Annotated in this window: 28 protein-coding genes and 1 pseudogene; 18 read left to right on the top strand and 11 right to left on the bottom strand. The window is 55.5% G+C overall.

What is annotated here, in order from left to right:
* Positions 1–111: 111 nt before the first annotated feature.
* Positions 112–1,073 (bottom strand): IS5 family transposase gene (locus HDF16_RS23125; RefSeq protein ID WP_246409790.1). Its coding sequence is split into 2 segments (ribosomal slippage): positions 112–528 and positions 531–1,073, totalling 960 coding nucleotides; the frame shifts between segments, so codons are not numbered across the junction.
* A 1,034-nt stretch (positions 1,074–2,107) separates the two neighbouring features.
* Between HDF16_RS23125 and HDF16_RS23130 the strand changes: the two genes are divergently transcribed.
* From HDF16_RS23130 to HDF16_RS23140, 3 genes are all read left to right on the top strand, one after another.
* Entirely contained in the window at positions 2,108–3,226 is a 1,119-nt protein-coding gene (locus HDF16_RS23130; RefSeq protein ID WP_184222110.1) for a lactonase family protein, read from the top strand.
* A 230-nt stretch (positions 3,227–3,456) separates the two neighbouring features.
* Complete coding sequence (locus HDF16_RS31970; protein ID WP_184222112.1) at positions 3,457–3,807, top strand: KH domain-containing protein; 351 nt, start codon at positions 3,457–3,459, stop codon at positions 3,805–3,807.
* 42 nt (positions 3,808–3,849) lie between these two features.
* Complete coding sequence (locus HDF16_RS23140) at positions 3,850–4,581, top strand: SDR family oxidoreductase (protein WP_184222114.1); 732 nt, start codon at positions 3,850–3,852, stop codon at positions 4,579–4,581.
* A 360-nt stretch (positions 4,582–4,941) separates the two neighbouring features.
* On the opposite strand, the gene HDF16_RS23145 is transcribed toward HDF16_RS23140, so the two are convergent.
* Positions 4,942–6,780 carry a glycoside hydrolase family 15 protein gene (locus HDF16_RS23145; RefSeq protein WP_184222116.1) on the bottom strand — a complete coding sequence of 613 codons (1,839 nt, stop codon included), beginning with the start codon at positions 6,778–6,780 and terminating at the stop codon, positions 4,942–4,944.
* Positions 6,781–6,795: 15 nt separating this feature from the next.
* The gene (locus HDF16_RS23150) at positions 6,796–7,461 is read right to left on the bottom strand and encodes a peroxiredoxin-like family protein (RefSeq protein ID WP_184222118.1); all 666 of its coding nucleotides are present in this window, start codon (positions 7,459–7,461) and stop codon (positions 6,796–6,798) included.
* Positions 7,462–7,615: 154 nt separating this feature from the next.
* Between HDF16_RS23150 and HDF16_RS23155 the strand changes: the two genes are divergently transcribed.
* The 9 genes from HDF16_RS23155 to HDF16_RS23190 all read left to right on the top strand — a co-directional run bounded on the left by HDF16_RS23155 (position 7,616) and on the right by HDF16_RS23190 (position 13,924).
* Entirely contained in the window at positions 7,616–8,167 is a 552-nt protein-coding gene (locus HDF16_RS23155) for a TetR/AcrR family transcriptional regulator (RefSeq protein ID WP_246409793.1), read from the top strand.
* 73 nt (positions 8,168–8,240) lie between these two features.
* Complete coding sequence (locus HDF16_RS23160; protein ID WP_184222122.1) at positions 8,241–8,624, top strand: RidA family protein; 384 nt, start codon at positions 8,241–8,243, stop codon at positions 8,622–8,624.
* Positions 8,625–8,687: 63 nt separating this feature from the next.
* Positions 8,688–9,041 carry an HD domain-containing protein gene (locus tag HDF16_RS31345; protein ID WP_281383544.1) on the top strand — a complete coding sequence of 118 codons (354 nt, stop codon included), beginning with the start codon at positions 8,688–8,690 and terminating at the stop codon, positions 9,039–9,041.
* Positions 9,001–9,321: an HD domain-containing protein gene (locus tag HDF16_RS31350; protein WP_348641402.1), complete on the top strand. Its 321-nt coding sequence runs from the start codon at positions 9,001–9,003 to the stop codon at positions 9,319–9,321. Before HDF16_RS31345 ends, HDF16_RS31350 begins: the two co-directional genes overlap by 41 nt.
* 105 nt (positions 9,322–9,426) lie before the next feature.
* Entirely contained in the window at positions 9,427–10,197 is a 771-nt protein-coding gene (locus tag HDF16_RS23170; RefSeq protein WP_184222124.1) for a cytochrome b/b6 domain-containing protein, read from the top strand.
* Positions 10,194–11,375 (top strand): molybdopterin-dependent oxidoreductase, encoded by a 1,182-nt coding sequence (locus tag HDF16_RS23175; RefSeq protein WP_184222126.1) that lies wholly within the window; start codon positions 10,194–10,196, stop codon positions 11,373–11,375. Before HDF16_RS23170 ends, HDF16_RS23175 begins: the two co-directional genes overlap by 4 nt.
* 109 nt (positions 11,376–11,484) lie before the next feature.
* A complete protein-coding gene (locus HDF16_RS23180) occupies positions 11,485–12,069 on the top strand; it encodes a sigma-70 family RNA polymerase sigma factor (RefSeq protein ID WP_246409796.1) in 585 nt (194 codons plus the stop codon).
* Entirely contained in the window at positions 12,063–12,332 is a 270-nt protein-coding gene (locus HDF16_RS23185; protein ID WP_184222130.1) for a zf-HC2 domain-containing protein, read from the top strand. Before HDF16_RS23180 ends, HDF16_RS23185 begins: the two co-directional genes overlap by 7 nt.
* Positions 12,333–12,880: 548 nt before the next feature.
* On the top strand, positions 12,881–13,924 hold the full coding sequence (locus HDF16_RS23190; RefSeq protein WP_221313042.1) for a carbon-nitrogen hydrolase family protein: 1,044 nt from the start codon (positions 12,881–12,883) through the stop codon (positions 13,922–13,924).
* 273 nt (positions 13,925–14,197) lie between these two features.
* Here HDF16_RS23190 and HDF16_RS23195 read toward each other — a convergent pair whose 3' ends face one another.
* Positions 14,198–14,686 carry a DUF1223 domain-containing protein gene (locus HDF16_RS23195; RefSeq protein ID WP_348641408.1) on the bottom strand — a complete coding sequence of 163 codons (489 nt, stop codon included), beginning with the start codon at positions 14,684–14,686 and terminating at the stop codon, positions 14,198–14,200.
* Between the two features lie 1,232 nt (positions 14,687–15,918).
* On the opposite strand from HDF16_RS23195, the gene HDF16_RS23200 reads away from it, so the two are divergent.
* Complete coding sequence (locus HDF16_RS23200; RefSeq protein ID WP_184222134.1) at positions 15,919–16,422, top strand: nuclear transport factor 2 family protein; 504 nt, start codon at positions 15,919–15,921, stop codon at positions 16,420–16,422.
* A 295-nt stretch (positions 16,423–16,717) separates the two neighbouring features.
* On the opposite strand, the gene HDF16_RS23205 is transcribed toward HDF16_RS23200, so the two are convergent.
* The 3 genes and pseudogenes from HDF16_RS23205 to HDF16_RS23215 all read right to left on the bottom strand — a co-directional run bounded on the left by HDF16_RS23205 (position 16,718) and on the right by HDF16_RS23215 (position 18,071).
* On the bottom strand, positions 16,718–17,233 hold the full coding sequence (locus HDF16_RS23205; RefSeq protein WP_184222136.1) for a YkgB family protein: 516 nt from the start codon (positions 17,231–17,233) through the stop codon (positions 16,718–16,720).
* Positions 17,234–17,301: 68 nt separating this feature from the next.
* Positions 17,302–17,571 (bottom strand): annotated as a pseudogene (locus tag HDF16_RS23210) (RidA family protein); the annotation flags it as partial.
* Between the two features lie 179 nt (positions 17,572–17,750).
* A complete protein-coding gene (locus HDF16_RS23215) occupies positions 17,751–18,071 on the bottom strand; it encodes a DMT family transporter (protein WP_184222138.1) in 321 nt (106 codons plus the stop codon).
* Between the two features lie 461 nt (positions 18,072–18,532).
* On the opposite strand from HDF16_RS23215, the gene HDF16_RS30310 reads away from it, so the two are divergent.
* The 3 genes from HDF16_RS30310 (at position 18,533) to HDF16_RS23225 (ending at position 20,250) form a co-directional block, all read left to right on the top strand.
* Entirely contained in the window at positions 18,533–19,045 is a 513-nt protein-coding gene (locus HDF16_RS30310) for an alcohol dehydrogenase catalytic domain-containing protein (protein ID WP_246409802.1), read from the top strand.
* Positions 19,006–19,227 (top strand): zinc-binding dehydrogenase, encoded by a 222-nt coding sequence (locus HDF16_RS31975; protein WP_432432271.1) that lies wholly within the window; start codon positions 19,006–19,008, stop codon positions 19,225–19,227. Before HDF16_RS30310 ends, HDF16_RS31975 begins: the two co-directional genes overlap by 40 nt.
* A 162-nt stretch (positions 19,228–19,389) precedes the next feature.
* Positions 19,390–20,250 carry a response regulator gene (locus HDF16_RS23225; RefSeq protein ID WP_348641403.1) on the top strand — a complete coding sequence of 287 codons (861 nt, stop codon included), beginning with the start codon at positions 19,390–19,392 and terminating at the stop codon, positions 20,248–20,250.
* A gap of 44 nt (positions 20,251–20,294) precedes the next feature.
* Here the strand turns inward: HDF16_RS23225 and HDF16_RS23230 are convergent, their stop codons facing one another.
* From HDF16_RS23230 to HDF16_RS23240, 3 genes are all read right to left on the bottom strand, one after another.
* On the bottom strand, positions 20,295–21,047 hold the full coding sequence (locus HDF16_RS23230; protein WP_184222251.1) for a Crp/Fnr family transcriptional regulator: 753 nt from the start codon (positions 21,045–21,047) through the stop codon (positions 20,295–20,297).
* Between the two features lie 516 nt (positions 21,048–21,563).
* Positions 21,564–21,926, bottom strand: coding sequence for a sigma factor (locus HDF16_RS31980; protein ID WP_432432267.1), 363 nt, complete (start codon positions 21,924–21,926; stop codon positions 21,564–21,566).
* A 78-nt stretch (positions 21,927–22,004) separates the two neighbouring features.
* Complete coding sequence (locus tag HDF16_RS23240; RefSeq protein WP_184222142.1) at positions 22,005–22,310, bottom strand: KH domain-containing protein; 306 nt, start codon at positions 22,308–22,310, stop codon at positions 22,005–22,007.
* Between the two features lie 212 nt (positions 22,311–22,522).
* On the opposite strand from HDF16_RS23240, the gene HDF16_RS23245 reads away from it, so the two are divergent.
* Both HDF16_RS23245 and HDF16_RS23250 read left to right on the top strand, forming a co-directional pair.
* Entirely contained in the window at positions 22,523–23,065 is a 543-nt protein-coding gene (locus HDF16_RS23245; RefSeq protein WP_184222144.1) for a GAF domain-containing protein, read from the top strand.
* Complete coding sequence (locus tag HDF16_RS23250; protein WP_281383546.1) at positions 23,040–24,800, top strand: putative bifunctional diguanylate cyclase/phosphodiesterase; 1,761 nt, start codon at positions 23,040–23,042, stop codon at positions 24,798–24,800. The genes HDF16_RS23245 and HDF16_RS23250 overlap by 26 nt, the downstream gene beginning before the upstream one ends.
* A 51-nt stretch (positions 24,801–24,851) precedes the next feature.
* Here HDF16_RS23250 and HDF16_RS23255 read toward each other — a convergent pair whose 3' ends face one another.
* Positions 24,852–26,174 carry a two-component system sensor histidine kinase NtrB gene (locus tag HDF16_RS23255; protein ID WP_246409805.1) on the bottom strand — a complete coding sequence of 441 codons (1,323 nt, stop codon included), beginning with the start codon at positions 26,172–26,174 and terminating at the stop codon, positions 24,852–24,854.
* Positions 26,175–26,560: the final 386 nt, after the last annotated feature.

A 26,560-nucleotide genomic window follows, 5' to 3' on the forward strand; every position in this document is an offset into this window, starting at 1 on the left:
GATGTCTGCGAGTGGCTTGAGTCGGCTGCCGGTTTTGCTGCGATGATGGCGGTGCTTTGCTTGTTCTGGCAGGGTTTGTCCTGAGCTGAGGACTCATAGCCCGTTTTCCTGCTATGTGGCGAGCCATGTCAGGCGTTTGCGGTGCAGGTAGAGGTTCATGAGGGCGAAGTTGGCGCACAGCCGGTGATAGTTCTTGGCGATGCCTCGGTAGCGTACCTTGTTGAAGCCGAAGACACTCTTCAGGATACGGAAGACGTGTTCTACTTTAGTTCTTACCTTTGACTTCGTCGCATCTTTCTTCTTTGCAGCTTCATCGACATAGTTCTTGAACCTGGTTCGCTTGCAGGTCATGTCCTGAACATTGGTCGGGGCCTGCCGGATGGCCTTGGTCTGGCCTTGATAACCGCCGTCGACCCACACCTTGCGCTCCTCGCCATGCAGCAGATCCGGCAGCATGTGTAAGTCGGAAACGTTGGTCGCAGACATCGCCACCGAATGCACGTGACCTTCTTTTGCATCGACGCCGATGTCTGCGCCTTCAGTCCGAAGTACCACTGCTTTCCTTTGCGGGTCTGACGCATCGCCGGATCGCGCTCTTTCTTCTCGTTCTTGGTCGAAGAAGGCGCATGAATAATGGTCGCATCGACGATTGTGCCGGTCTCGATGCGGATGCCCTTAGCCGCCAGATGCAGGTTCACTGCGTCGAGCAGGGCACCCCCAAGGTCATGCTTTTCAAGCAGGTGCCGGAAGCGCAGCACGGTCGTTTCATCAGGCGCCGGAGCCACGCCAAGGTCGACGCCAGCGAACCTCCGCAGTGTGGCGGACTCGTAAAACGCCTCTTCGACGCCGGGGTCGGACAAGTTGAACCACTGTTGCATGAAGTAGGTCCGCAGCATGATCGCAAGCCCGACAGGACGACGACCGTTGCCGACCTTCGGGTAATGTGGCTCGACCAGAGCCTGTAACTGGGACCACGGAACAACCACTTCCATCTCATCCAGGAACAACTCCCGCCGAGACTTCCGCCTATACTTCTCAAACCTCGACTGCGACGCAAACGTCTGCTGCTTCATCGCCATCCACCCCTGACCATCGAATTAATCCATCAGGCCGCCGACGCAGAACTCTGTGCAGAGCTTCCCTAAACCTGTATTTCATCGAAACAGTGCTCTAAATCTAGCCTTCATAGGTTCAGGATGATGGCCCGCTGCGATCGCATTACTTCGTCTGCGCCATGAAAACTTAGACAACATGCCAAGTTCATTTTCTCAGCATCATTGACTCGTGACGGGGTTGGCAGTGGGATGAATGGCGCTGAAGTGGTCGAGCACAACCTTCCACCCAACAGCTGTCTTTTCAAAAATGAGAGAGTAAATGTAATCTAAGTTGGCACCTCCATCAAACGTGTGTTCCAGTTGCCAGTGACAGTCGCGACCTGGCATCGAGGAGATGAACTCTCACATTCGTGTAGGTGAGGACGCCACAGGCTCGGGTGTAGCATGGTTCCTGCGATAGCGCTCAAGCATGCCTGCATAGCCATGGCTTCCACGATTGGCGATGAATGACGTGTCAAGTGAATCCTTACACATTGCAGCGAATATTTCGAGATCGCCTCCGTTCCAGTCACTATAGATTTTTCGATGACGGCATAAATGGAGCTTTCAGCTGCGAGTTTTGTGACTTGCTGCTCAAGTACTGGCTCCAGACCGGAAAGGACCGCACGAGGAAGAGAGAGATTACAGAGAGGAGTCTGAGGGGCTTTAGGAATGCTGCTGATTGCTGACGAGATGCTAAGTCGACTACACCTAAGATAGACGCAGTAAGCGAATAGGCACACGCACTCCTGCCGGTGAACGGCCGCACGCCTCTTTACCGCCGGTCGCTTGCGCAGGCTAAGGCCTTCCTCGCGGTAAAGCCGATACACAAGATCCCTGCCCACCTTTCGGCCCTCGCCTTTGATGCCATATGTAAGCGGGCACCTCACCAAGACCCAGAACAATTGAGTGGATGCCAAAAGCTTCTGTAACCATTCCGCTATTTTCGGTTCTAAAGAATGCGCGTCAAGGAGCAGGTCAGCGCAATCCAGAATCAATCGGGAGAAATAAACATGGGAAACAAATTGTGTGGTGCCCTCGTGGTCCTTGCATGCTTCGGCGTAATGCAGCCTGCTGCGCACGCCGCTGAGAGTGGGGCGGTTTTCGTGATGACCAACGCTGCAACCGGCAATCAGGTCATCGCATATGCTCGTGGTCCTGAGGGAAGACTGCAGCAGCGAGCGATCTATGACACTGAAGGTCGTGGTGGCGGCGGAAAGATCGATCCGCTGCAGAGCCAGGGAGCACTCACCCTCAGTCCGGATGGTTCCCGACTCTATGCCGTCAATGCCGGAAGCGGAACCATTACAAGTTTCCAAGTGCAGGGCGCAAACCTTAGCCTCATGGGACATGTTCCGTCGGGAGGCAGTGAGCCAGTCGCGGTCACGCAGTTTGGCAACATCGTATATGTGCTTAACGGAGCAGGTCCTGGCGACGTGGTGGCATTCAGAGAGAACAACGCCGGTCGTTTGGTGCAGATTCCCGACTCAACTGCCTATCTTTCTGGTGTAAACACGGGCGGGGCCTCCATCTCGGTCCGCCCCGATGGGAAGTTCTTAGCGGTTGTCGAACGGGGCGCGAGTGTGATCAGCACCTTCCCAATCAACGCGAATGGAACCCTTGGCCCCATCGTCACGACAACAAGCGCGGATCCAGGAGCCTTCTCTGGCCGCTTTGCTCCCAATGGTGTGTTGCTTGTTACAGACAACACTCCTGGAACCAGCGACGCTTCGCTACTCTCCTCTTACACGATTTCCGGAAATGGTACTCTCTCGCCGATCTCTGAGAGTGCGCCTACCTACGGTAACGGCAATTGTTGGAGTGTTGTTACCCCCAACGGCGCTTACGTCTACTCGGACAATTCTGCATCGTCCACAATTGCCGGCTATACATTGAGCAAAGCAGGCGTCCTAAAACCAATAAGAAATACGATCGTTGCTACTCTGCCTTCAGGTAGTACGAACCTTGAAGTGGCGGTTACAGCCGATGGCAAGTTCCTGTACACCTTGAATGCTGGATCGGGTACCATCGGCATCTTCGCCATCAATAGCGATGGTGTCCTTACCGAAGTTGCTGACCGCAGTGATGGTCTTCTCCCTTCGGCTGGTTATGAGGGACTGGCGGCCTTGTAAAGGCAGTGCGAGCAGGGTCCAGCCTGCTCGCTTCCCCCCTCATCTCATGCGCTGAGGGGGGAAGTTGGGATCACCTTGGTACGACAGACATTCTGCTCGCGTCTAGAGTAATTACCGCATCGGGGGGCGCCGAGTGTTGGGTCGCCGAAGGGTTGACCATCATTGGCGCGTCCACGTGCCCGAGTGGGGTGAGCTATCCTGCCTAAGATCAATGCTGAAGTGAAAACAATATGAGCGCATCCGGAAACGTTCGCGAACTCATCTTGGGAATTGTTCGTAGCATCGTCGACACGCCCGATGCGGTTATGGTCGATGCGAGTAACGAGGGCGAGGGGGTTCGGTTCGATGTTAGGTTGGCGGAAGGTGAAATCGGCTCTGTAATAGGGCCGCAAGGCCGCACAGCCCGGTCAATTCGAATCGTCCTATCCGCAGCATCGATGAAGCACGGGCGGCGGATGGCCGTGAACTTCGTAGAGCCGCACAGCGAGACGCGCTCAGCTGCTGGAATTAAGTGCGGCATTGAATGCCAGTGCCTTCCCAAAGTGATCTATCCTGACGCTTTGGAGCGCGAAGATTTGTAACCTGACCTTGTGCCAAGGACTCTAAAGGATAAGGTGATGATCATGGGAAAGCTGGATGGCAAAGTAGCAGTGATTACGGCTGGAACGTCGGGAATGGCGCTGGCAACAGCAAAGCTGTTCGTTGCTGAAGGCGCCTATGTATTTGTGACGGGTCGCGATCAAACCCGGCTGGATGAGGCCGTGACGCAGATCGGTCATAACGTGATTGGCGTTCAAGGTGACTCCGCGAAGCTCGACGATCTGGATCGGCTTTATGAAAGAGTCATGCGAGAGAAGGGCCACATCGATGTGCTGTTTGCGAGCGCTGGGCAAAGTGGACGGTCGCCGATTGGAAGCGTGACGGAAGAGGAGTTCGACAGGATTTTTGATCTCAACGTCCGGGGTACATTGTTCACGGTGCAGAAGGCGCTGCCGCTGTTTCGCGACGGCGGTTCCATCATACTGAATGGATCGATTGCGGCCCAGAAGGGTATGCCGGGACTAAGCGTTTACGGAGGAAGCAAAGCGGCGTTGCGTGCGTTTGCGCGGAGTTGGTTGATGGACTTAAAGGAAAGGCGGATTCGTGTGAATGTGCTGAGCCCCGGACCGATCGACACGCCGGCGATGCAGAAGGCACCTGAAGCGGCGAGGGAACAGTTCAAATCGATCATTCCCTGGGGCGAGTTCGGAACGTCCGAGGAGATTGCAACTGCGGCATTGTTTCTCGCTTGTGATGATTCAAAGTTCGTCAATGGAACGGAACTTTGTGTAGACGGTGGAACCGCGCAGATCTAGCAGTTCGGCGAAGCGACTGTTCGAGTTTGAAGTGGTGGTCTTCAGGGCGAAGCCTTGGTGTCGTACCTGCAGCCGAGCACCGTTATCGGGCGCTCGATCACGCGCCGCGGCTGCTGTTCGCGCTTCTTGGCACGGTGCGGTTGTCGTCATGGCCGCCGTCTCGCCAAGTAGCGTATATCATCGGGATCGGCTCTGCTCGTTCGCGGGTTGGCGTGCGCGGCGATAGCGTCCTTTCGACCACACACTCCTTCAGATCAGATCAGATCTGATCTGATTAGGCTGGCTGGCAGTCGTAATGTGGCGCTTTAGCCCCACAATTCAATCAACTCTTGATGAGTCAAGGACGGCATACCGTTTCTCCTAAGAGATGAAAGATTGAAAGAGCTGAGTCTCGCTGCGTTCAGCCTCGTAAATCGCGTTCGCCGCATTTATCAAGCCAACATGGCTGAAGGCTTGCGGGAAGTTTCCCAACAAGTCGCCGCTCTTGGAATCGACCTCTTCTGCAAGCAGGCCGACGTCGTTTACAAAGGCAATTGCCCGCTCAAAGGTCTGCTTGGCCTCGGTTGTTCTCCGGGCCAGAGCCTGTGCCTGAGCGAGCCAAAAGCTGCACAGCAGAAAGCTTCCTTCCTGTCCCGGGAGCCCGTCGTCACCTTGATAGCGGTAAACGAGTCCGCGTTCGTCTGTCAGCCGGCTCACGATTGCATCGATAGTGCTTAGGATGCGTGGGTCGTCTCCGGGTAGAAACCCGACGATCGGCAGCATCAGGCAAGATGCGTCTACTTGATCAGAACCGAAGGCTCGCGTGAACGATCCGACTTTTCCGTTCCAACCATGTGCCAAAATCGCTGACCGAATTTGGTCCCGAACCGAACTCCACTGCTCGACCTTTTCTGGTGATTGCAGAAGATCGGCAATGCGAACGGCACTATCTAAAGCAACCCAGCACATGAGCTTCGAATGCACGAAGTGTTGAGGTTCTCCCCTGATCTCCCATATACCCTGATCTTTCTCGTTCCACACTGCCGCTGCAGCGTCCGCGACTTGAACTAGGAACATCCGGGTTAGATCGTCGAGAGCCTCCAGCTTATTGGAAAGCACACTCGCAGACCTTAGGAGCTCGCCATAGACGTCAAGTTGCCGCTGTGTCCAGGCTTGGTTGCCGATCCGAACAGGACGGCTGTTGGACCACCCTGCAAGGTGCGGCAGCTCGCGTTCGGTAAGGTCATGCTCCCCTCCGATGCCGAACATGATCTGAAGGTACTTGTCCTGCGAAAGTTGAGCGGAGGCAGCGTTAGCAAGGAAACTGAAAAAGCGTCCAGCTTCAACAGGGCAGGCCGCGATCCAAAAAGCCTCCATGGTGATGGAAGCGTCTCTGACCCAAGTGAATCGGTAATCCCAGTTGCGATTGCCGCCAGGTACTTCTGGCAAAGAAGTGGTTGGGGCGGCGACGATGGCGCCGGTTGGCTGGTATACCAGACCCTGCAGTACACGTCCGCTGTGTGCCACCAGGTCTCGCCAAGGACCGTCGTAGCGCTGATGGATAGCGGCCCAGCTCTGCCACCCCTTTTCTGTGTCCGTGATCATTTCTTGCATGTGGTGCTGAGTCCAACTCCTCGGCTGCGCTTCCTCCGTGGAAGCATACTCAAGACCGAAGCAGAGGCTTTCGCCTTGCTGAAGACAGAAGGTGCTCACCAGTTTTCCCTGTTCAAGCGTGTAGGGTGTGGTCAAGGATAGAAAGAAGACCGAAGCACCCCCTCTACCGAGGGCGCCGCCTTCGGCCGGCACGAAAACCGGTTGAATGAGGCCATACTCTGGCCGAGGTGCACATTCGACAAGTACCTCAACCGAGCCCGATACGCAGCGCAGGCCGCGAAGTAGCAAAGGCGGGGAGTTCTCACCCAGATCATGCCCGCGCTTTCCTTTGCCAAGGGCGAGCGCATCGGTTAGCTGACAGGTCCCGCTTTTTGCTTGAAAAGTGGTTTGCAGAACGAGAGAGTCGCGGATATAACGCCGTTGTGTTGTCTCGCAACCCGTCACACTTACGCTAAAGTGTCCACCATTGTCACCGAGGAGTTGCGCAAAAAAGGAGGGTGAGTCGAAACGTGGGAAGCACAGCCAGTGGACCGATCCAGCACGGCTCACAAGAGCCGCGGAATGACAATTGGAGAGTAGCGCGTAATCGGCGATAGGAACGGTCATTGGCTGGGTTTGCAGCTATTGCGCGACGGGATGGGCGATCGCTTCCAGTGCGGCCAAGACGTCTGCCGGTTCAGCGCGTCCGGTCATATAGTCCACTTCGACATGTGCAGAGCGAACGATGCCATCCGGATCGAGGATAAACGTGGCGGGAGCGGGAAGCTGATAGGAATCTTCTCCATTCCGGAGAGCAAGATCGTTCTTGAACACGTTCTTCGAAAGATCCTGTAGCTTGTCGCCAACCTGGAACACGATGCCAAACTGCCGCGCCACCTTGTTGTCGAAGTCGCTTAGTACGGTGAAGGTCAGCTTGTTTTTCTTTGTTGCGGCAACCGTTCCTTCCGGTTTCTCAGGAGAGATGGCGACGAGGGTAGCGCCAAGCTCCTGCATCTTCGGCAGGGCCTCTTGTAAGGCACGCAGCTCGAGATTGCAGAACGGACACCACTCGCCGCGGTAGAAGCTGATCACGACCGGTCCTTTTGCCAGCAAAGTCTTTAGCGAGACCTCATCGCCGAAAGCATCGGGCAGGGTAAAGTCCGGCGCTGAATCGTTGATCTTTAGCGCATGGTCAAGAACGCCCGACGACCGGACGTGATCCATGTCATTGGTAAGGATCCCGAACTTCTCCCCAAGAGCGGCCTGGGCCTTTGCCTTATACTCCTCCGCTTCCTGTTTGTAGGCCATTTGATTCTCCTCGGTGCGGTGGGTTGACTAGTTGTAGCACCTGCTACAGAATGGAGATGGAGTCGTCCAATGTCAAGCACCGTTTGTGGCGGACGCAAAAAATCGCGAGGCGGGCCGCATGCCAAGGGCTTTGGAATTTGATTACGAAACTTCGTTGGATAGGGCGACACGGCTCTTCTGGAAGAGCGGCTACGCAGGCACGTCCCTACGCGATTTGCTCAAAGGAATGGGAATTGGGGAAAGCTCATTCTACAACACGCACAAGAGCAAGAAGCACGCATATCTCGAGTGCCTGAAGCATTACAACGAAACAGTCAACAGGAAGCGTGCAGAAGCTTTTTTCATTGCGCCCACGGCTGCGCTAGGAATTCGGGCGCTGTTCAAGACCGTGCTCGACTGTCTTGACGATCCGAACACGCCTTCGCTCGTCTGTCTGATGGCGGGGAGCCTCACGCACGAAGTTCTTGATGAGCCTGAATTACGCCAGTATGTTGAGGAACGGATGACTTTGCTGGCCGATGCGATGATCGCTCGTATGAGCGCTGACAAGCAGGCTGGCGTTCTCGAAGAGAAGTTAGATCCGCACCTTGTGGTGCCGGTCATCATCACCTACCTCCAGGGCATCTGGCGCATGGCCCTCGTGTTTTATGAGAGATCCCGCTTCGAGGGCCAGATCGATGTGTTTCTCACCGGACTCGGACTGTAACTCTTTATTCCAACATGACTGGCGGTCTGGTCCGCTCTTGTTGGGCCTGAAGAAACATATTTGAGGCTTACCTATGCAGATACGCACCATCAACGCCGACCTCGCTCCGCAGCCCGCCAGCGCCTATAGCCAGGCAGTTGAAGTCTCCAGCGCAACGCGCACTCTGTACATCAGCGGCCAGCTCGGAACGGAAGTCGATGGCACAACGCCGTCCAGCGTCGAAGAGCAGGCGCGGCTGGCATGGCGCAACCTTCGCTTCCAACTCGAAGCAGCCGGGATGACGTTCGACAATCTGGTGAAAGTAACAATGTATATTCCCGATCCGGCCGACATCCCGGCAAGTCGCCCTGCTCGTGCTGAGGCGCTTGGCAACCTGCGTCCCGCCAGCACGGTTCTCGTTGCCGCGTTGGCGAATCCAGCGTGGAAGATTGAGATCGAGGCTATCGCCTGCGGCTAATCGCCGCCGTGCTGACCCCCGACTTTCGCAACCGGAACTCATGCTAGAAAAGGATCTTGATTGATGAACTCAGAGCAGGTAAACACAGTGGAAATGGGCCAAATTCTCGCGTTCATTTTGGAAGTGGACCGCTTGAAGGCTGTGACGCGGAAGGTGCGGCCTGTGGGACTGGACCGGTATGAGAACTCTGCGGAACATAGCTGGCAGATTGCGCTGTTTGCAGCTTCTCTAGTGCCGTACGCGTATGGTCCAGTAGATCTCGACCGTACGATTCGTATGCTGTTGGTGCATGACCTGGGAGAGATTGAGACGGGAGACACCATTGTCTTTGCACGCGAGGGCTGGCAGGAGCGGAAGTCAGCGGAGCGGGTGGGCGGTGGAACGGATATTCGGCATACTTCCGAAACCGACGGGTGAGGCCCTTCTCGCTCTTTGGGAAGAATTTGAACTCGCCGAAACCGGCGAGGCGCGCTTTGCGCACGCCGTTGACCGTGCCATGCCTGTTTTGCTGAACCTCAACAATCGGGGCGGCAGCTGGAAGGAGCACGGCATCAGCCACGCGCGAGTGATGGAGCGGGTGGGCCCAGAGATAGAAGCCGGATGCCCTGCGCTATGGCATTTTCTTGAAGAGAAACTGGAAGAGGCGCGCGGGAACGGATTCTTTGGGGAGGAACCTCCTCAGGCGCCGATCCTTTAGAAACGAGCTCTGTATCTTTTTTCGCCCTGGCGACTCCTACCAGTGGCTTGTGTCGGTGTGTACGCAGGCGTTCCCGGACTTTCAGAGCCGGAGGTGCAAGTTTTTATGGAACAAACCGTCAAGGATCTGTCGACTTCCGCAAATGATCGGCTGGCGAGTATCCGCGTCGAGCGAAAACATCCACTCGCGATACGGTGGATGCACTGGATCAACTTTCCGGTACTGTTCACGATGATCTGGAGCGGGTTACTGATCTATTGGAATGACTCCGACAACGCGTATCAGCATGCGCATCGCGTATACCGCCTCGGTCTGGGCAGGTTCACGCTGTTCCGTTTTTTTCCTGACTGGTTTTACGCCAAACTGCATGTGCCCTACCATGTGACGCAAGGGCTGGGATACCACTTCTTCTTCATGTGGATCTTCGCGCTCAACGGTGTGGCGTGGGTGCTTTATACGTGGCTTTCAGGCGAGTGGCGCTTCCTGCTCCCGCAGCGAAGCAGCCTGCGCGAGGCGATTCAAGTGACACTGGTCGACCTGCACCTGCGTAAAGGACTGCCCGCTCAGACCAAGTACAACGGCGCGCAGCGTATCGCGTATACATCGGTGATCTTCATGGGGGCCGGGATGCTGCTCACCGGCTTAGCGATCTATAAACCAACCTCGGCGCACTGGCTGACCAGCCTGCTTGGCGGCTACGAGATGGCGCGATGGCTGCACTTCTGGCTCACGTGGGCGTTCCTTGGCTTCTTCGGCGTTCATGTAGCGCAGGTTATGTTGGCCGGCTGGAATAACTTCCGCTCAATGGTGAGCGGGCTCGAGGTGCAGCGCGTCGAAGCGCCGTCCATCGAAGCGGAAAGGAAGTCCTGGCGATGAGTAATCCCGAGATAGAACAACCGCAGGATGGGTCGCCGAAAGAGCCGGCCGCTTTGCAACCTGAAGCGAAGCAGCAGAGTGAGAGCGCGGACGACGAGCCTTCCGCAGAAGAGTTCGAAGCACGAGCTGAAGCCGACCAGGATCAGCGTGAACCAGCCGCGACCGAAGTAGATGCTCGTGCAGAGAGAGCAGCGGCTGATGCGGCGGTGTTGGCAACTTCCGGAGCGCAGACGCGGCGATCATTTCTCGCCGCCGCGGTCAGCAGCGCGGCTGCTTATGGTTTCTATCACTATCTGGGCGCGAACGATGACGCCGAGATGCAACCTCCTCCGATCCGCGATTCTTTCCGCTTCAATGCTTCCGTTTCTCGCGATCTATTCCGAAATAAGGAGCTGGCGCCAACGTATCCGCTCAGCCGCGCAGAGACGCTGCGCATCAACGGCACCTTTGGGCTGATGATGGACTTGCAACTCGACAGCTGGCGTCTCCAGTTGGTGGGCATGCGCGGCGCGGCCCAACATGCGCGTTACGTTAGGGATGTTACGGCTTGGGACTACCGGTATAAGGCTCCGCCGGCGAATGAGGACAAGGGACACGACAGTAAGGTCGATCCTAATCTTCAGACGGCGAACAAGATGGCGCCGGAGTCGATGCAGGATAAGGCGCAAGAAGATGAAAACCATACAGGACGCAAGCCTCGTGGCATGGCAGAGGCGGGGGAGAGCGACTCTACGCTACCGCCCAATACGCCCGGCTTACTGCTGCAGATGGCAGATATCACGCGGCTTCCACGATACGAGTTGGTTACGCAGTTCAAATGCATCGAGGGTTGGAGCCAGATCGTGCACTGGGCCGGCGTACGCATGGCAGACTTCCTGGAGCTTTATCCGCCCGATAAGATCGACGGCAAGGATCCGAGCTACGTGTATATGGAAACGCCGGACGGGGATTATTACACGGGCTACGATCTGGACGTGATGCGGCATCCACAGACGCTGCTCGTGACCGAGATGATGGGAGCCCCGCTTACCCAGCCACATGGGGCTCCCCTGCGTCTTCACATGCCCACGAAGTATGGATACAAGCAGATCAAGCGCATCGGGCTCATCGCCTATACAAACGATAAGCCCGATGATTACTGGACCAAGCTGGGGTACGACTGGTACGCAGGCTTGTAGGTGACGGCCGAACTACATGGTTGTGAGTCAACAACACGCGAACTCACTTGCAGGAAGGAGCAGGCCTTACCGGTATGGATGGGGACTTTCAACTCGGGACGAGGCGGGGATGATTACTTCCATACTCGCCGGTGACACGGAGCAGTACCATGAGTTGATCCGCCCGTATGAGCGGAGCGTCTACAAGATGGCGCTTTCGTTTATGAAAGATGACTCTGACGCTGAGGATGTTGCGCAGGAGGCGTTTCTAAAGGCTTTTAGGAAGCTCGCCGACTTTCGCGGTCAGGCAAAGTTCAGCACCTGGCTCATCAGCATCACACTCAACGAAGCGCGAGGGCGCCTGCGAAGACAGGGGCTTGTGCGCATGGAGTCGCTCGACGAAACACCTGAAGAAGGAAGCCACATCTCGCCGGCTCTCCTCCGAGATTGGCGCGAAATACCCTCAGAGGCACTCGAGCGCAAGGAAGTTCGTCAGATGCTTGAAGAAGCCATCGGCAACCTGTCTCCGCTCTATCGGGAAGTTGTGCTCCTTCGGGATGTAGAGGAGTTTTCGATTGAAGAGACGGCAGTGGCACTCGCGATCACAACTGGTAACGTGAAGGTTCGGTTGCATCGGGCCCGGATGATGATGCAGAAGGAATTGGCACCAAGACTGAAGAATGTCAGTCAGCGAAGGAGGTGGTTTCAGTGGTAATAGAATGCAAACACGTTTGGAACTACATCTCCGACTATCTCGACGATTCACTACCTGCTGAGACCAGAGAATTGGTACAGCGGCATCTGGAACACTGTGAGATATGTTCCGCCATCCTCGACTCCACGCGCAATATCGTGGTGCTCACCGGAGATGACCGGGTCTTTGAGTTGCCCATCGGCTTCAGCGAGCGTCTTCTTCGAAGGCTGGCGAAGGAAATCGGAACGGGTTCGTCAATGCCTCGTGAGAATCCAGCGGACTAGATGGAGGCATGCAGCCGAAGGTGAAACGCCCATTCAACACAGACAAGCAGCAAGGTGAGCACGGCGAGCCCGATCTGTATCAGTTCTGAGCGCTTTTTTTCGGGAGTGACTGGTCCAACTCGCCACTGAGAGGAAGGGCGAGCGCGCAGCGATCGTACACGCCAAATCGCGTATAGGTTGATGAGCGACCCGGCAACCGCAAGCAACTCCATAGGAATTCGTATTGCTTCACCATGAATGGACGCGATCAAACGTAGACCGGTCGTCGCCGCTGCTAGCGAGCCGATTCCAATGAGGAGCCGAAGGCCACTGACGGCCATTAAGGCGGTGCATGCACTCTGAAGCAAAATGAAGAGCAGGCTGGTGAGTCCGAGAATCCAGGAACGGCGCTGCACGGCGTTACGTGGGTGAGTCGCGACGGGCATTTCCTGTTTGAGCAAGGTAGTTCTCCAATCAGCATGCTAATTGTTTTCGCCAGCCTTGGGCTCGTCCGCTGAAAGATTTGGCTTCGACGCAGAGGTTCCCGTCTCATGCCGCGCGTCTGATCTATGCTTAAGATCGAAGCGCTCTGCAAGCCTGCTACCCTCAACTTTCAAGGTACGTTCAAACACAGGCTGGCAAGAAGAATGCAAAGTAATGAAGAAAGCCAGAGCACACGAGTAGCGATTGTGCAGGCGTCGCCCCACCCATCCGATCTCGCCAGTGGTTTACGTAAGGCGTTAGCCTTGGTCGAAGAAGCGGCAGAGCACGGTGCCCAGATCATTTGTTTCGCGGAAACATTTCTGCCCGGCTATCCGGCTTGGCTTGACTTCTGCCCAGGTGCGGCTCTCTGGAACCACGCACCAGTGAAAGAGGTCTTTGCAGCATTACGAGCGAATAGCGTGGTGGTGCCCGGCAAGGAAACTCAGGCGCTTGGCGAAGCCGCAGCCCGGTTGCGAGTCGGCATCGTGATGGGGATCAGCGAACGCGTTCGCGATGCGCCCGGTCACGGTACGCTGTTCAACAGCATGCTGTACTTCGCGGAGGAAGGGCGCCTGGTCAATCATCACCGGAAGCTGATTCCCACCTATTCAGAACGGATGGTGTGGGGACAGGGAGATGCGGCAGGCCTGCGCATCGCGAAGGTGCACAACTTGAATTTGGGTGGCGCGATCTGTTGGGAACACTGGATGCCCCTGACAAGGCAGCATCTACACAATGCTGGAGAACAGATTCATATTGCCGTGTGGCCGACGGTGCACGAGATGCATCAGATCGCGAGCAGGCACTACGCTTTCGAAGGACGGTGCTTTGTGCTCGCGGCGGGGCAAATCATGAAAGCCAGTGACTTGCCCATCGCTCTTGCGCCGCTGGAAACGCTGGATCCGCAAAGTCTGATTGAGAGAGGCGGCTCAGCCATCATCGCGCCAGACGGACGATATCTCGCAGGTCCGGTGTTCGATGAGGAGGTCATCCTTTATGCGACGCTTGATCTGCAGGAGATTGAAAGAGAATTGATGACCATGGATGTCAGCGGACACTATTCGCGGCCCGACATCTTTCGATTGCAGGTTACGGCATCTGATCGCGGTAACGATGTCAATGGCAAGTAGCTTGATGTGCCCATCAGATTGGCTTTGTGTCGATACCGGCAACCGCGCCGGCACTTCCTTGCTGCGCAAACAGAACGAGGTGATGGCCGGTGGCTTTATCAGAAAGAAAGGGGGCAAAGGCAGCGTCATGGACCGCTGCTCCACCTCGTGTAGCGAACCCAAGGGGACGAGAGCACGCGCCACTGCAACGTGAGTGAGGTTGCGGCCTGAATTATCGCCGCGAAGCACGCTGGACTGATCCAAATCATCCGCCAGCACAGCTACCAACCGCAGTTAACCCTTCGCGGGAATGTCCGACGCCGTGTAAATGAAGATGACGCTCTTGTCCCTGAGCTCGGCAGAGTCGATGCGCAGCAATATCTGCTTGCGTTCCAATTCCGTCTTTAGCGCAGCCTGCAGGGCGCGACCGTCGCTGCCGAAGAACTGCTCCCGGCGGACTACCACCATCTGTGTCGTGTAGACGCTGTCGAGAGCAAAATGACTGCCGTAGTCGTTCTGACGACCCGTGTAAAGGTCAGAGGAAAAGGGATCCTTCCATGCAAGATGATTCCAGTAGCTGACGTGCTCACTGATGCCCACAATCAACTGTCCGTCAACCGATTTGCGGCCATTAACCTGGCTCAGCAATTGATCGGCCGGTGGGCAATCCGAGCACCCTTCCGAGGTGAAGAGTACAAGCAGTACAGCTGTAGGATGTTCCGCAGCAGGCCGTGCCGGCTTTGCTTGCTCTTGAGCTTGACACGGGGTACAGGCTGCGACCACCGCAAGAATGAGTGAACCGACCAATGTGAAACGGCATTGTTTTAGGAATCGCAATTGCTACTCTGAAGCAGGCTTGGAGAAGCATTGACAGCAACTTCCCTTAGAAAGTCGATCTAGGCTCCGGGTTGAGACAGGGCCGTGAGTACTGCGGATTTGGTCAGCAACTCAGGCAAAACCTGCACCCGGCCGCCAGGAGCCGCAGGGTAAATGACGTACGTCTTGAGGTAAGTGGAAGGTCGATTCCCGGGAACTTCACGCGCGCAGACTTCGCGGCAAACCAGCCAACGACCATGGCCCTAAATACGGTCTGGGAACTTCCACTTGCACGTGCAGCAAACACGAAGCAACTGTGCCGCACGAATCTCATAGTCTCTCTCCACTCTGACGAATCTTCAGAGGCCCATTTATAAGGCATGTATCTGACGTGATTGGCGACAATTAGAACTCCCGGTCGTGTTGCCTCAAATAGAAATGTTACCGGAAAGAGTACCAGCATTTAGATTGAATTTGGCGGTGGCTTGAGCCGTAAGGAAGCGCGGGTGAGCGTAGCGAGGCAAGCGGGCTGGAGGCTCAAGCCACCGCGTAGCCCGCGTCACAATGCTGCGGCGGTACCGTAAACCAGCTACTGAACCACACGTGTTCTCCTTACCCGTACCCTGCGCTGTAGGGTACGCAATTGACCGTCTGAAAACACGCCGTATCGAGAGGCCTGTAGCCGCTTGAGCATCTCTTTGGCATCCAGATCCGGCTTCTCCTCCAGCCATCCCAGCAGAACCGGCCAGACCTCCGCAAATGGATCGAGCCGTGTACGCCAAGCCCGTCCCTGCCTCGATTCCTGACGATGAGTCGGCCGCACTTCACCCGAGCGCCACGCACTCGAGAGACCGCCCACGAATGAGACAATGTCGGGCGGCACCAGCTTCAGACCGATCGCACAGCCGATGATTCCCATAATCAACAAAGCGCGAAGGACGGTTGCAGGCTTATGGAAACCAGATCATCCCAATCCCCTGAAAATCTCTTTCTGTGAGCCTACTAGGGCAGATCGATTGCTGAGAAAGGTGGTCCGTATAGCTCAGGTCAGCTCATGAATGCGGAGTAGCCTGATCAGTAGCAATGTTGGTCGCGTAGAGCATTCAGCAAGACCGGCAGCGCAGTGGGCGTGCGTAAAACTTTCACGTCAACCGCAAGCAGCAAAGTAACGCACCACCCGATTCACAAGGAGAATCACGATGTCACTTGAAATCGATGTTCGCTATCTGCTCGACCGGATCGAAATTCAAGACAAGGTCGCCCTGTACGGCCTGGGACAGGACTTTCATCAGGCCGATGCCGAGAACAAGAACATCCTCGAACAATGGTCGGAGCTGTTCACGCCCGACGCACGCATCGATATCACGGATCTCGGCATGGGAGAGTATGGGCTCACACAATATGCCGAGGTGATGCGCGGCAAGGGTTTGAAGGGCGGCGGTCTTGAAGTGTCCTTCAAGGCGTGGCAGCATATCGAAGGCCATGCAACGGTGAAGATTGATGGCGATACCGCGACGTCCGTCGCATTGCATTTCCACTCGCATGAAGCACGCGACGGTGTTCGCAACCTGATCGACGCCGGTTACTGGTATGACACCTGGGTTCGCACCCCGGGCGGTTGGCGCATCAAGACCCGCAGGCACAAGCCGTGCTACACGAATACCTATCCGGTGGTGGCTGGCCCTCCCTTTCTTGACGTGTAGATCACGGCGCCGGTCGCATTGTGCGACCGGGCGCTACGCTGCATCACGAATTCCGCCTTCAAACCTGCAGTCGTACGCCAGCGATCTCATCGGCAGTTCGGGCCAACTTTATGAGGCACGTTTATCGTTGCCTGTAGCTGGATGAGTGGCTTGCCTTAACAGACCGGCCATGGCTGCGTAGGTAACTTTCGACGGCTTTGTGCGTGGTGCACCGTCGCGAGCAAGGGTGGACATTGCTTGAATCAGGACCACTACGTAACTTACCATCACTCCTGCGTCTACGTTCTGGCTTGCTCTATGTTTTCAGACGGCTCCGACGATCACTCACAGCCGTCCATGCCTCGCCAAACGACCAGACCGCGGCCCCCAGCAGCACGATGTCCTTGATAAGGAACTCACCGACAGCAGCCGAGGGAGCAGGAAACCCGCCCAGGCTCGCGTCCCAGGCCACACGTTGGAAGAGAAAAGTAAGCGTCGTCAGGAACATGCCGATGCCACCGGCACTCCCAATCAGACACGCCCTTGCGGAGACAGGTCGCAGAGCGATCAGACATGCGATTGCGAGTTCGACCAGCCCCAGACACCGCGAGAAGGAACCCACACTGAGGAAATGATAGGCCCATCCCAGCAAAGGGCTACCGGTGACCAGCGGCTTGATTCCTTCAGCTTCGACGATGGTGAACTTCATGATCGCAAACCAGGCGATGACAAGGACGAGCCCATAGCGGACGATCGTCTCTCCGGCTCTCTCGGCGGTAATTGGTGTGACTCCAAGGACGGGGGCGGGGGCAGCAGCGGCGACGGACGTCATTCGTTTTCTCCTGGGATACATGCAGTGGATCGTTCGTGGTTCTAACAGGTTGGCGGGGATAGCGGTCATCAAGGCACGGTAGAACCAATTGCCTCGATCTCGATCATGGCCGCGGGAGTGTAGAGCGCCTTGACTTCAACGATGGAGCCCGCCGGATAAGGAAGACGGAAGAACTTCCGTCGAAGCACGACAACCTGCTCAAAATGAGCCATGTCCGTTAGAAAAATAGTGACCTTCACCACGCGGCTTAGTTCCGAGCCGCCCGCCTTCAAAGCGCGTTGCAGATTGAGGAAAGCCTGTTCGCCCTGCGCCCAAAAGCCATCCTCGACGATCTTTCCACCTTCGTCATATCCTGCCCAGAGATGAAAACCAGTTCACCAACGCGGATTCCCTGCGAGAGCAGAAACGGTTCATACGGGTCGGGTTTGGTGATGACGCGTTCAAGCATGTGCACTCCAGTCAACATCGTGCGGCATCAGCGAAGGGTGAGACCGAACCAGCCCCGGAATCGCACATCCTACTTACCAGCGGTGAACTTGAGGCCGATCGCACAGCCCACCACTCCCACAATCAGCAGCACCCGGGGAACGTTTGCAGGCTCTCCAAACCAGATCATCCCAATCACGACTGTTCCCACGGCACCTGTCCCCGTCCAGATGGCATACGCCGTGCCAAGTGGAATGCTGTTATTTGCGAGTTCGAGAAAGAGCAGGCTGAGCGAGACACAAACCAGAAAACCCACTGTCGCCCACAAGTTCTTGAAGTGGTCGACAAACCGTAACGTCGTGGTAAAGCAAACTTCAAAGACACCAGCCAGCGCGAGATAAAGCCATGCCATTCGGTTCAACTCCGAAGCTACCCAGATATCGGTATCTCGTCTGAAGCGTACGTGAAGCCTCGGCTCCACGATGTTCCATCTAGCTCACCTTTTATAGGGCCGGTGCGCTTCTAACAGCGGAACTGGAGTTCAGAGCACAGACAGTGGGTCCCGGAATGTCGCAATCGCGGAAGTTTGCCGGCCCAAGTGGGCATTCGGGGCGGTCGCGGTCACTGACTGGCTTCAGCGGCGATTCTAGGGAACTGATCTGATACGTTGTTCACTCACTTTCGCGTTGCTTCGTACTAGCGGGGTTGATACACATGAAGGCATGGCTGCTCGACGACTTTGAACTGGATAACCTGCGACTAGGCGAAGGCCCACACCGACACCGAAGGACGATGAAGTTCTAATCAAGGTCTCGGGCTGTTTCGCTGAACTTCCGAGATAAAGCAATCATGGACGGCATTTACAAGCCGTAAATGATCCCCAAGCCCCTAATTCCGGTCTCGGATGCAGTGGGCGTTGTCGTTGCGGTTGGCAAGAGTGTCACTCGCCTGAAAGAGGGTGATCGGGGCAACTCTCACCTGTACTCCCATTGGGTGGATGGCCTTCCAGAGCCGAATGAGCCAGACTTTTGCTACGGCGCTCCGCTACCCGGCGGGCTGGCGGAATACATGACCTTCTATGCGGAAAGTGTGGTCAAGGCACCAGACGCCATGACCGACGAAGAAGCGTCCACGCTGCCCATGGCCGCCCTGACCGCGCGGTACGCCATGATGGATTATGGTCAGCTTCAACCGGGCCAGATCGTGCTTGTGCATGGCACAGGCGGCGTTTCCGTCCTTGCCGCGCAGATCGCCTCGGCCTTCGGTGCGAAGGTCATTGCCACTTCGAGCAAGGAAGAAAACCTCACCAAGATGAAGGCGCTCGGAGTCTGGGGGGGATCAACTACATCAATCATCCTAACTGGGAAAAGGTGGCTCTGGAATTAACAGAAGGCAACGGTGTCAACCAATTGCTCGATGTTGTCGGCGGCGACGGCTTGAACCAGTCGGTCAAGGCGACCCGCGTCGGAGGTCACATCTCGCAGATTGGGTTTCTTCAAGGGGATGAAGGTCTGGAGGATCGCGAAGCTGATCGGAAACGGCCCTCACCCTCTCAACCCTCTTTCTGATCCGGATCCCGTCCGAGTAACCCTGTTTTAGGGCGAGTAATTTCGTACGGAATTCGAAATCGCGGTCCGTCCAAGTTCTTACTCCTGAAACTTTGCGGACGTGTCCAAAACAGGACGGCTTTTCTGATGCTTCGCTGACACACTTGAAGATGTACCTTCGGTGTGGAAACCCATGACATGCCTGAAACTACTGACACGCGTCTTCTTCTCGTTGATGACGACAACGACTTGCGCGAAACACTTTGCACGATCCTCGAACACGGAGGGTTTGAAGTGCGCTCGGCCGCAAACGTCAATGAAGCGTTGAAATTGATCGGCTCAGAGCAATTTGACGTTTTGGTGAGTGATTTACATATGCCCCACGACGGAGATGGTCTGACGGTAGTGAGCGCGATGCGCCACGCGAACCCTAAAGCAGTCACCATCATCTTCAGCGCACATCCAGAGATGAAGGCGGCTGCGGCAGCGATCCTGGCACAGACTGACGACATACTCGTTAAGCCACAAGCCGTAGGCAACCTTGTGGCTCTGATCAGGTCGAAGATGAAGACTGGGACTGGTCCCGCGCGTGTAGTGAGCAGCATTGCGACGATTCTCGAAGAGGAGACTCAAGCGACGATAAAAGATTGGCTCGTTCGTATCGATGCCGATCGCCTCGTTATATCGATTCCCATGGACAATGTGAAGCGTGCGGCGCACCTTCCGCAGCTATTTTCAGATCTCGTATCCCGTCTCAGAAGCCCACTTGCCTTGGGCAGCCGCGCCTTGGTATCACCGGCGGCTGCGAAGCATGGTCTCTTGCGAAGGGAACAGGGCTATACAGCCGCGATGATGGTCGAAGAGTCGCGGATGCTGCAAGTAAGCATCTTTCAAACCTTGCAGAACAACTTGCACAGAGTGAATTTCAGCTTAGTTTTGGTCGGAGTCATGGCCATCGCGGACGAGGTGGATTCCCAGCTAGCGCAAGCGATGACCAGCTATGTCGCGGAGTCGAAAGTGGATTCCGAACCTATTCTGGCATAAAGAAAAACAAACCGAAAAGGACACGGTTCGAATCCTGGCGCACGTCACTCGGTCTTGCCAGACGCTCTCCGGCGTGTGACGTTTTTCTCTTCAAGTTCATTGCTGAAGAGCGCAGCGCTCTGTGCGTTATGCTCGAACTTTTGATCATGGAGAACCACGTTGAGCAAGGATTTGTTAACGTGAATCCGACCGTTGTATTCGATAAAGCCCAGCTTTCGAAACCGGTTCATGAAAAAACTCACGCGAGTGCGGGTACTGCCAATCATGTGGGCAAGCGTCTCTTGTGAAATTTTAGGTATCAACTTCTCTGGCTCGCCCGGCTGTCCAAATTCAGCCATAAGCAACAAAATTCTGGCCAGACGCCTTTCGCTTGAGTTGAAGAGCTGATCTACAAGATCAGCTTGAATTCTCATACTGCGATCGATCAGGAATGTAAGAAACATGTCGGAGAAAGCATTCTCTTCATGCATCACGCGAAGCATCTCTGCCCGTTGGATCTTGAGAGCGGTGCATGCGGTTAGCGCGCTGGCCGTCGCCATGTGACAACCCACAACGCCGGCTACCGACTCCTCGCCGATAAAGTCACCCGCTGCCAGCAGCGTGATCGTCGCCTCTTTGCCCGCTCCGGAGACGACGGTCAGCTTAGCGCGGCCTGTCTGCAGGTAGAAAACGTGGTCTGCGGGATTGCCTTGGGCAAAGAACACCCCCTTCGCCTTGACGCTGATGAGGCGGCGTCCTAATCCGGCGCTCGCAAGGAAGACGGCTGGATCAAAAGGCATTTGTCTTGCAACGCTCATCCATCCAGCTTTCTGACTCGTGTGGGCAGCCAATGTCGCGTAGTGAACATAGGTTATACCGTTTAATGTCACCAAAGGTGTCTAAAAGAGGACATAAGCCAAACGGAGGGATCTCTAGACTCGACGTGAGGGGATTCGGCAATGTCACCCCAGGCCATCGGAGCTCTTCGTAGCAGACCGAAACAAGACGGTTGAACTGATTTCATCTGCATATTCTGTCTTGCAACAATTGCATCGGTAGTGACTAAGGACGAGTGCGGGAGGGAAGCGCAGCAACATATTTGCCCCTCCCGCGAGGGTCTTCACGGTGGATTGCCAGTCGCGTGGCGGTCTACCCTAGGTTTTTGGGGGAAACCGGTGGAATGACTTGCCATGCGGACCGCAACTCCTGAACGGGAGAGCATTCACCAGAGATCGAAGTAATGCACTCGCGTTGCCAGCTCGAAGGGGAACCGCCTTGTTGCGTTCTTCATCGCCTCTCGAAACTTCTATGGTCTTCGAAGACCTCTCGTGGCATCAGGGGGTGGGGCTCTTCGTTAAAACAGCCATAGCCAAGCGGTGAGAAGATATAGCGAGCCACGCTGTGAACTGATGTGCTGGAAGGATAGGGATTTTCGCCGCGCGCCAGAGCGTGATGAAAACATCGAACAGAACGTCCTCTGCCGAGTCTGGATCATGCAACACTCCGAGCGCCACGGAGTACACCAGCGTCGAATGGCGATCGTAAAGCTTTTCCAACGCTAGCGGATTGCCCTCACTGATCGCCGTCAGAAGCTCCTCATCGGCTTGTCGGGTACAGGTACCGAGGCTGGGTAACGCTTGGGTGCCAGACATAAAGATCCTACAACGCGCGGCGGCGTGATGCTCACTCGACCCCATTGAAGATACGCTTGCAATAGGCCCAAGACTGGTCTATTTGAGACAGTGGCGATCAGTGGGAAAGCGCAAGGCGCGACTCTAAGGATTGGGGGCAAGCGGCGAAGGCTCTTCACAAATCTCTAACTCCAGTCGGCGACCTGTCTTTGCGCCAATTGCCGAGAGAATCGCTCGAAAGGAGCGGGCGGTCCGACCTTGCTTGCCGACAATTTGCCCCAAGTCCCCTGGAGCGACCATAACCCGTAAACAACTTCCGTTGCTCGTCGCAGAGACTTGGATCACGACTGCATTGGGATCATCGACCAGCGCCCTAATGAAGCCATCAAGGCTGGCGACGACCTTATTTATATCTCCGCCTCCATGCGCGTCGACTGTTTGGATCGTCATGTTGTTCTTATACTCCCAATTTGCCGGGTCCAAACGTGCGCCCCATGAGTTCAAATGCAGCTGTAATCATTTGGTCAAAGCCACCCTTGTACACCCAACCCCAAAGCTCTATGAGCGGGAATAGCCTCTTTGGAAACCACAGTACAACTTTCGGCGCTCTGCTGTGTCAGTGATGCTACAGACTATGAGGACGTCGTGAGTATCATTCTCGAATGGCTTGCTCAAGAGATCTAGAAAGCATCCAAAGCCATCCTGTCTTCGGGCCCCGAACACCTGATGACGAGTCGGCACGGCTCCAATCCCTCAACAACCTGCGCATTCTCGATACCGATCGTGATCCAGCCTTCGATCGATTGACCAAGCTGGCTTCCGAGATGTTCTCAGTTCCGATCGCCTTTATCTCGTTCATTGACGATTCCCGTCAGTGGTTTAAGTCGAGACAGGGATCAGATCTCTTTGAGACTAGCCGAGAGGCGGCATTCTGCGCTCATACAATCCTTGCGGATGAGGTCACAATTGTGTTGAATGCCAGCGAGGACGAGCGTTTCCGCCTCAATCCGCTGGTATGTGGAGAACCAAGAATCCGCTTTTACGCCGGTGCTCCCATCACCACGGCAGAAGGCCATCGGGTCGGATCACTGTGCATTATCGACACAGTGCCGCGAAAATCGTTTACGAAGAAGCAACAACGAATGTTGCTGGCTTTGGCCGATCTTGTAGTTCAAGCCCTTGCGACCCACAAAGCAAAACGCTGAGCTTCGGACGACAGCAGCCGAGGCCAGAAGCCGCTATGCATTGGTCGCACGCGCCACTCTCGACGGAGTGTGGGATTGGGACCTCTCAACCGACACCGTGTACTACTCTCCCCGCTGGCAATATATCGCCGGTCTCCATGAATCTGAACTCTCGTCAACCCTCAAGCACTGGCTGGACCGCGTGCATTCTGAAGATCGTCCGATTGTCGAGAGAGAACTGAAAACACATCTTGAAGGTGGGAGCTCTCGTTTTCGAAGCGAACACCGGCTTCGCCATGGGGACGGGTCTTGGCGCTGGGTCGTCGTCCGTGGCTTGGCACAACGTTCGAAAGCTAGCGGTCCCGGCCGGATGGCGGGCTCGATGATGGATGTCACGAACGACAAGACTTCTGACCCGCTTACTGGGTTGCCGAACCGGCTGCTCCTTCACGACAAACTTGAGCGGCTTATCCAGCGCGCTCAAAGGGAACATGCGTGGAACTTTGCGGTTCTCTTTATCGATGTCGACCACTACAAACAGATCAATGATCGCTTCGGTCACCTAGTCGGAGATGTGACTCTGAAAGCTATTGCCGAACGCCTGCAGATGGCGATTGCGGGCACCCGATCGAGCACCGAATCGATCGTCGCTCGTTTCGCAGGGGATGAATTCGTCGTCTTGGCAGATGGAGTCGAATCTGCCGCTCAAGCAGAGGCGATCGCGAAGCGCATTCACACTGCGCTTAGTCATCCGATTCTTTGCGGAGCAGAGGAGCTTTCGATCAGCGTCAGTATTGGAATCGCGATGGCCAAGCCGGAACTCACAAGTCCAGAGAGCTTTTTACAACACTCCGACCTTGCGATGTATTGCGCCAAGAGCAACGGACGCGGTTCCTATGTGACCTTCGATCCGTCGATGCAAGTTGAGACTCTAGCACGCCTGGAACTTGAGGCAGATCTTCGAAAAGCTTTAGCTCGCAACGAACTGAGAGTGTTTTATCAGCCACAGATGAACCTCCGGACGAAAGATCTTATCGGATGTGAAGCCCTCATAAGATGGCAACATCCGACGCGCGGACTCCTCGCACCTGGTGAGTTCGTTGGCGTGGCAGAAGAGATGGGAATCATTGCATCGCTTGATCTGTGGGTGATGGAAACTGCCTGCCAGCAAGTCAAAGAGTGGCGGGCTGTGCCTGACGCAAGGGCTCTGACGGTAAGCGTCAATGTGTCTGCCCAGCATCTCTTGCAGAAAGACCTGAAGGAGGCGGTAAAGGCGGTTCTCAATCGTCATGGCCTGCCACCATCTGCATTATGTCTCGAGCTAACGGAAACTGTGCTGATGGAAAACCTGGATGCCGGCAACCAACTGATGCAGGAGCTTCGCGCAATCGGCGTTGGTTTGCATATGGATGATTTCGGCTCCGGATACAGCTCGTTCAGGCAGCTGTCCGAACTGCCCTTCGACACGCTGAAGATCGATCGCTCCTTCATCGAAAGGATCGCGGTGAACGGTCAATCTCGGAAGGTTGTTGATGCTATTTCGAGTATGGCTCACACTATGGGTTTGAAGGTGGTAGGGGAGGGAATTGAGGATCGCTCTCAGGCAGAATTGCTCGCCTCGATGGACTGCGATATTGGACAGGGCTACTTTTTCGCAAAACCCCTCGATGCACGATCTTTCTATACAAAATACTTGCGCAAGAAGGGAATGCACAGAAGCTTTGCGGTTTCACATGGGGATCAGGCGGTCGCTTGAGGGGTAGGGCATGAAGCATCGAGCCGCCTATCGGTGCCCTCGTAGCATCTCTTACCCTGTGATTTCTTCGGTTGGTGCGGCGGTTCCGCGCAGGTAGAGGCTGAAGACCGTGCCGCGACCAAGCGTACTTTTTACGCGGATCTTGGACCCGGATTTCTTGATAATCTCTTGGCTGATCCAGAGCCCGATTCCCGTTCCTGTGTTCTTCTTCGTTGTATAGAAGGCTTCGAAGACTCTCGCCACAACCTCTGGAGGCATACCGGTACCCGTATCGGCTACCGTGAGACGTACGCAGCGATGGCCCTTTTCTTGCCGCAGTTCACGACTCCGAATTATGAGTCGCCCGCCTTTCGACATCGCGTCAATGGCGTTACCAACAAGGTTCACTATCACCTGGCGCAGTTCGCCTTCTGGAGCTTCGACGGCAATGCCTGGCTGCAATTCTGTCTGGACCCTTATCTTTTGAGGAGCTATGCGGCCTCGAAAGAGAACGAGGACAGATTCGATCAGATCTGCGACGTCGAAGCTGTTCGAATCTACAGGCTCGCGATAGAAACGGAGCGTGTTAGATGAGATTTCGTTTAGGCGAAGCAGCTCCGACTCCGCCAGCGAAAGGTACTCCCGCCTCTTTTCCGCCGATCGTTCGTCACGGACGATGTAAAGCAGGTTCGAAATGGAATCTAAAGGGTTCTTTATCTCATGGGCGATAGAGACTGCCAAACGGCCTGTCATCGCAAGTTTCTCAGACTCCAAAAGCGCTCGATGAGCAAGTTTCTGCTCCGTGCGATCGAGAAGTGTGCCAAGAAAACGAATTGCCGTTGGGACGCCACTGAGATTCTGAAAGAAAGCTCTGCCGTTTGAAGCAATCCATCGGACCTCCCCGTTGGGACGCAGGATGCGGTACTCCGAGTCGAATAGCCCGCTTCCCCCAGGGTCTAACGCTTTTTCCATTTCAAGCTGAACCCGCCCCCGATCCTCCGGGTGAATCAATTCGAGTACACCAGCAAGCCAACGCTTGGGCGCTAACGGTATGCCAAAGATCTTGGCACATCGAAAACACCATTGGAAGGAATCTGAACGAACGTCGAGATCCCAAATTCCAATGTCTGCCGCAAGCGTGGCTACGGCAAGTCGCTCTTCTGTGTCCCTTGCTGAAGGTTGATCCAACTGCCAACCGGCGGTCCGGAAGGGAAATGATACTTCAGAGGTCTGGTGAGTGGCAGGGTCTTGTGACTTTTCCGTCAGCGTCGATAACGGCTGACCGGATCCGTTCAATTTTATAGAGATAGTCTCTCCGGCTCTGAAGCTCTGGAGAGAACGCCATGTATGGCGTGTTGCTTGGGAATTTGGATATTCCACAAACCAGGGGATCAAGTAGTGAGATGCTTCCTAACTTGGGGCGTTGTATTGAGGAGGGTAGTCCACGATGCAAGCCACCGAAATTCGTTGGGTCAGATCTACTACTTAGGAATGTTTGCTTCGTGTGCAAGCCCGCACCTGAACTACAGCGCGGTTAGAAGACTAAGGGCGCAATCGCATCCGCCAATTGAACAGTGAGGTTCTATGGTGTGTCAGTGTGTCGTGCCGTCGCCTCAAGAGCTACACCGCGAATCACGCTGTACTCAAGCTCTGTATTCGTACCTTGCGAGTGGCGCGGCCCACAAACGTTATGTTAGATATCGAACAGACTTTGCGAAGGCGATACCGCTGACAGGTTCGGCCCATATTTCGCAGTGAATTACGCGTGTGCTTTTCAAAGA

It is taken from the genome of Granulicella aggregans, assembly GCF_014203275.1.
In the GTDB taxonomy this organism is placed as follows: domain Bacteria; phylum Acidobacteriota; class Terriglobia; order Terriglobales; family Acidobacteriaceae; genus Edaphobacter.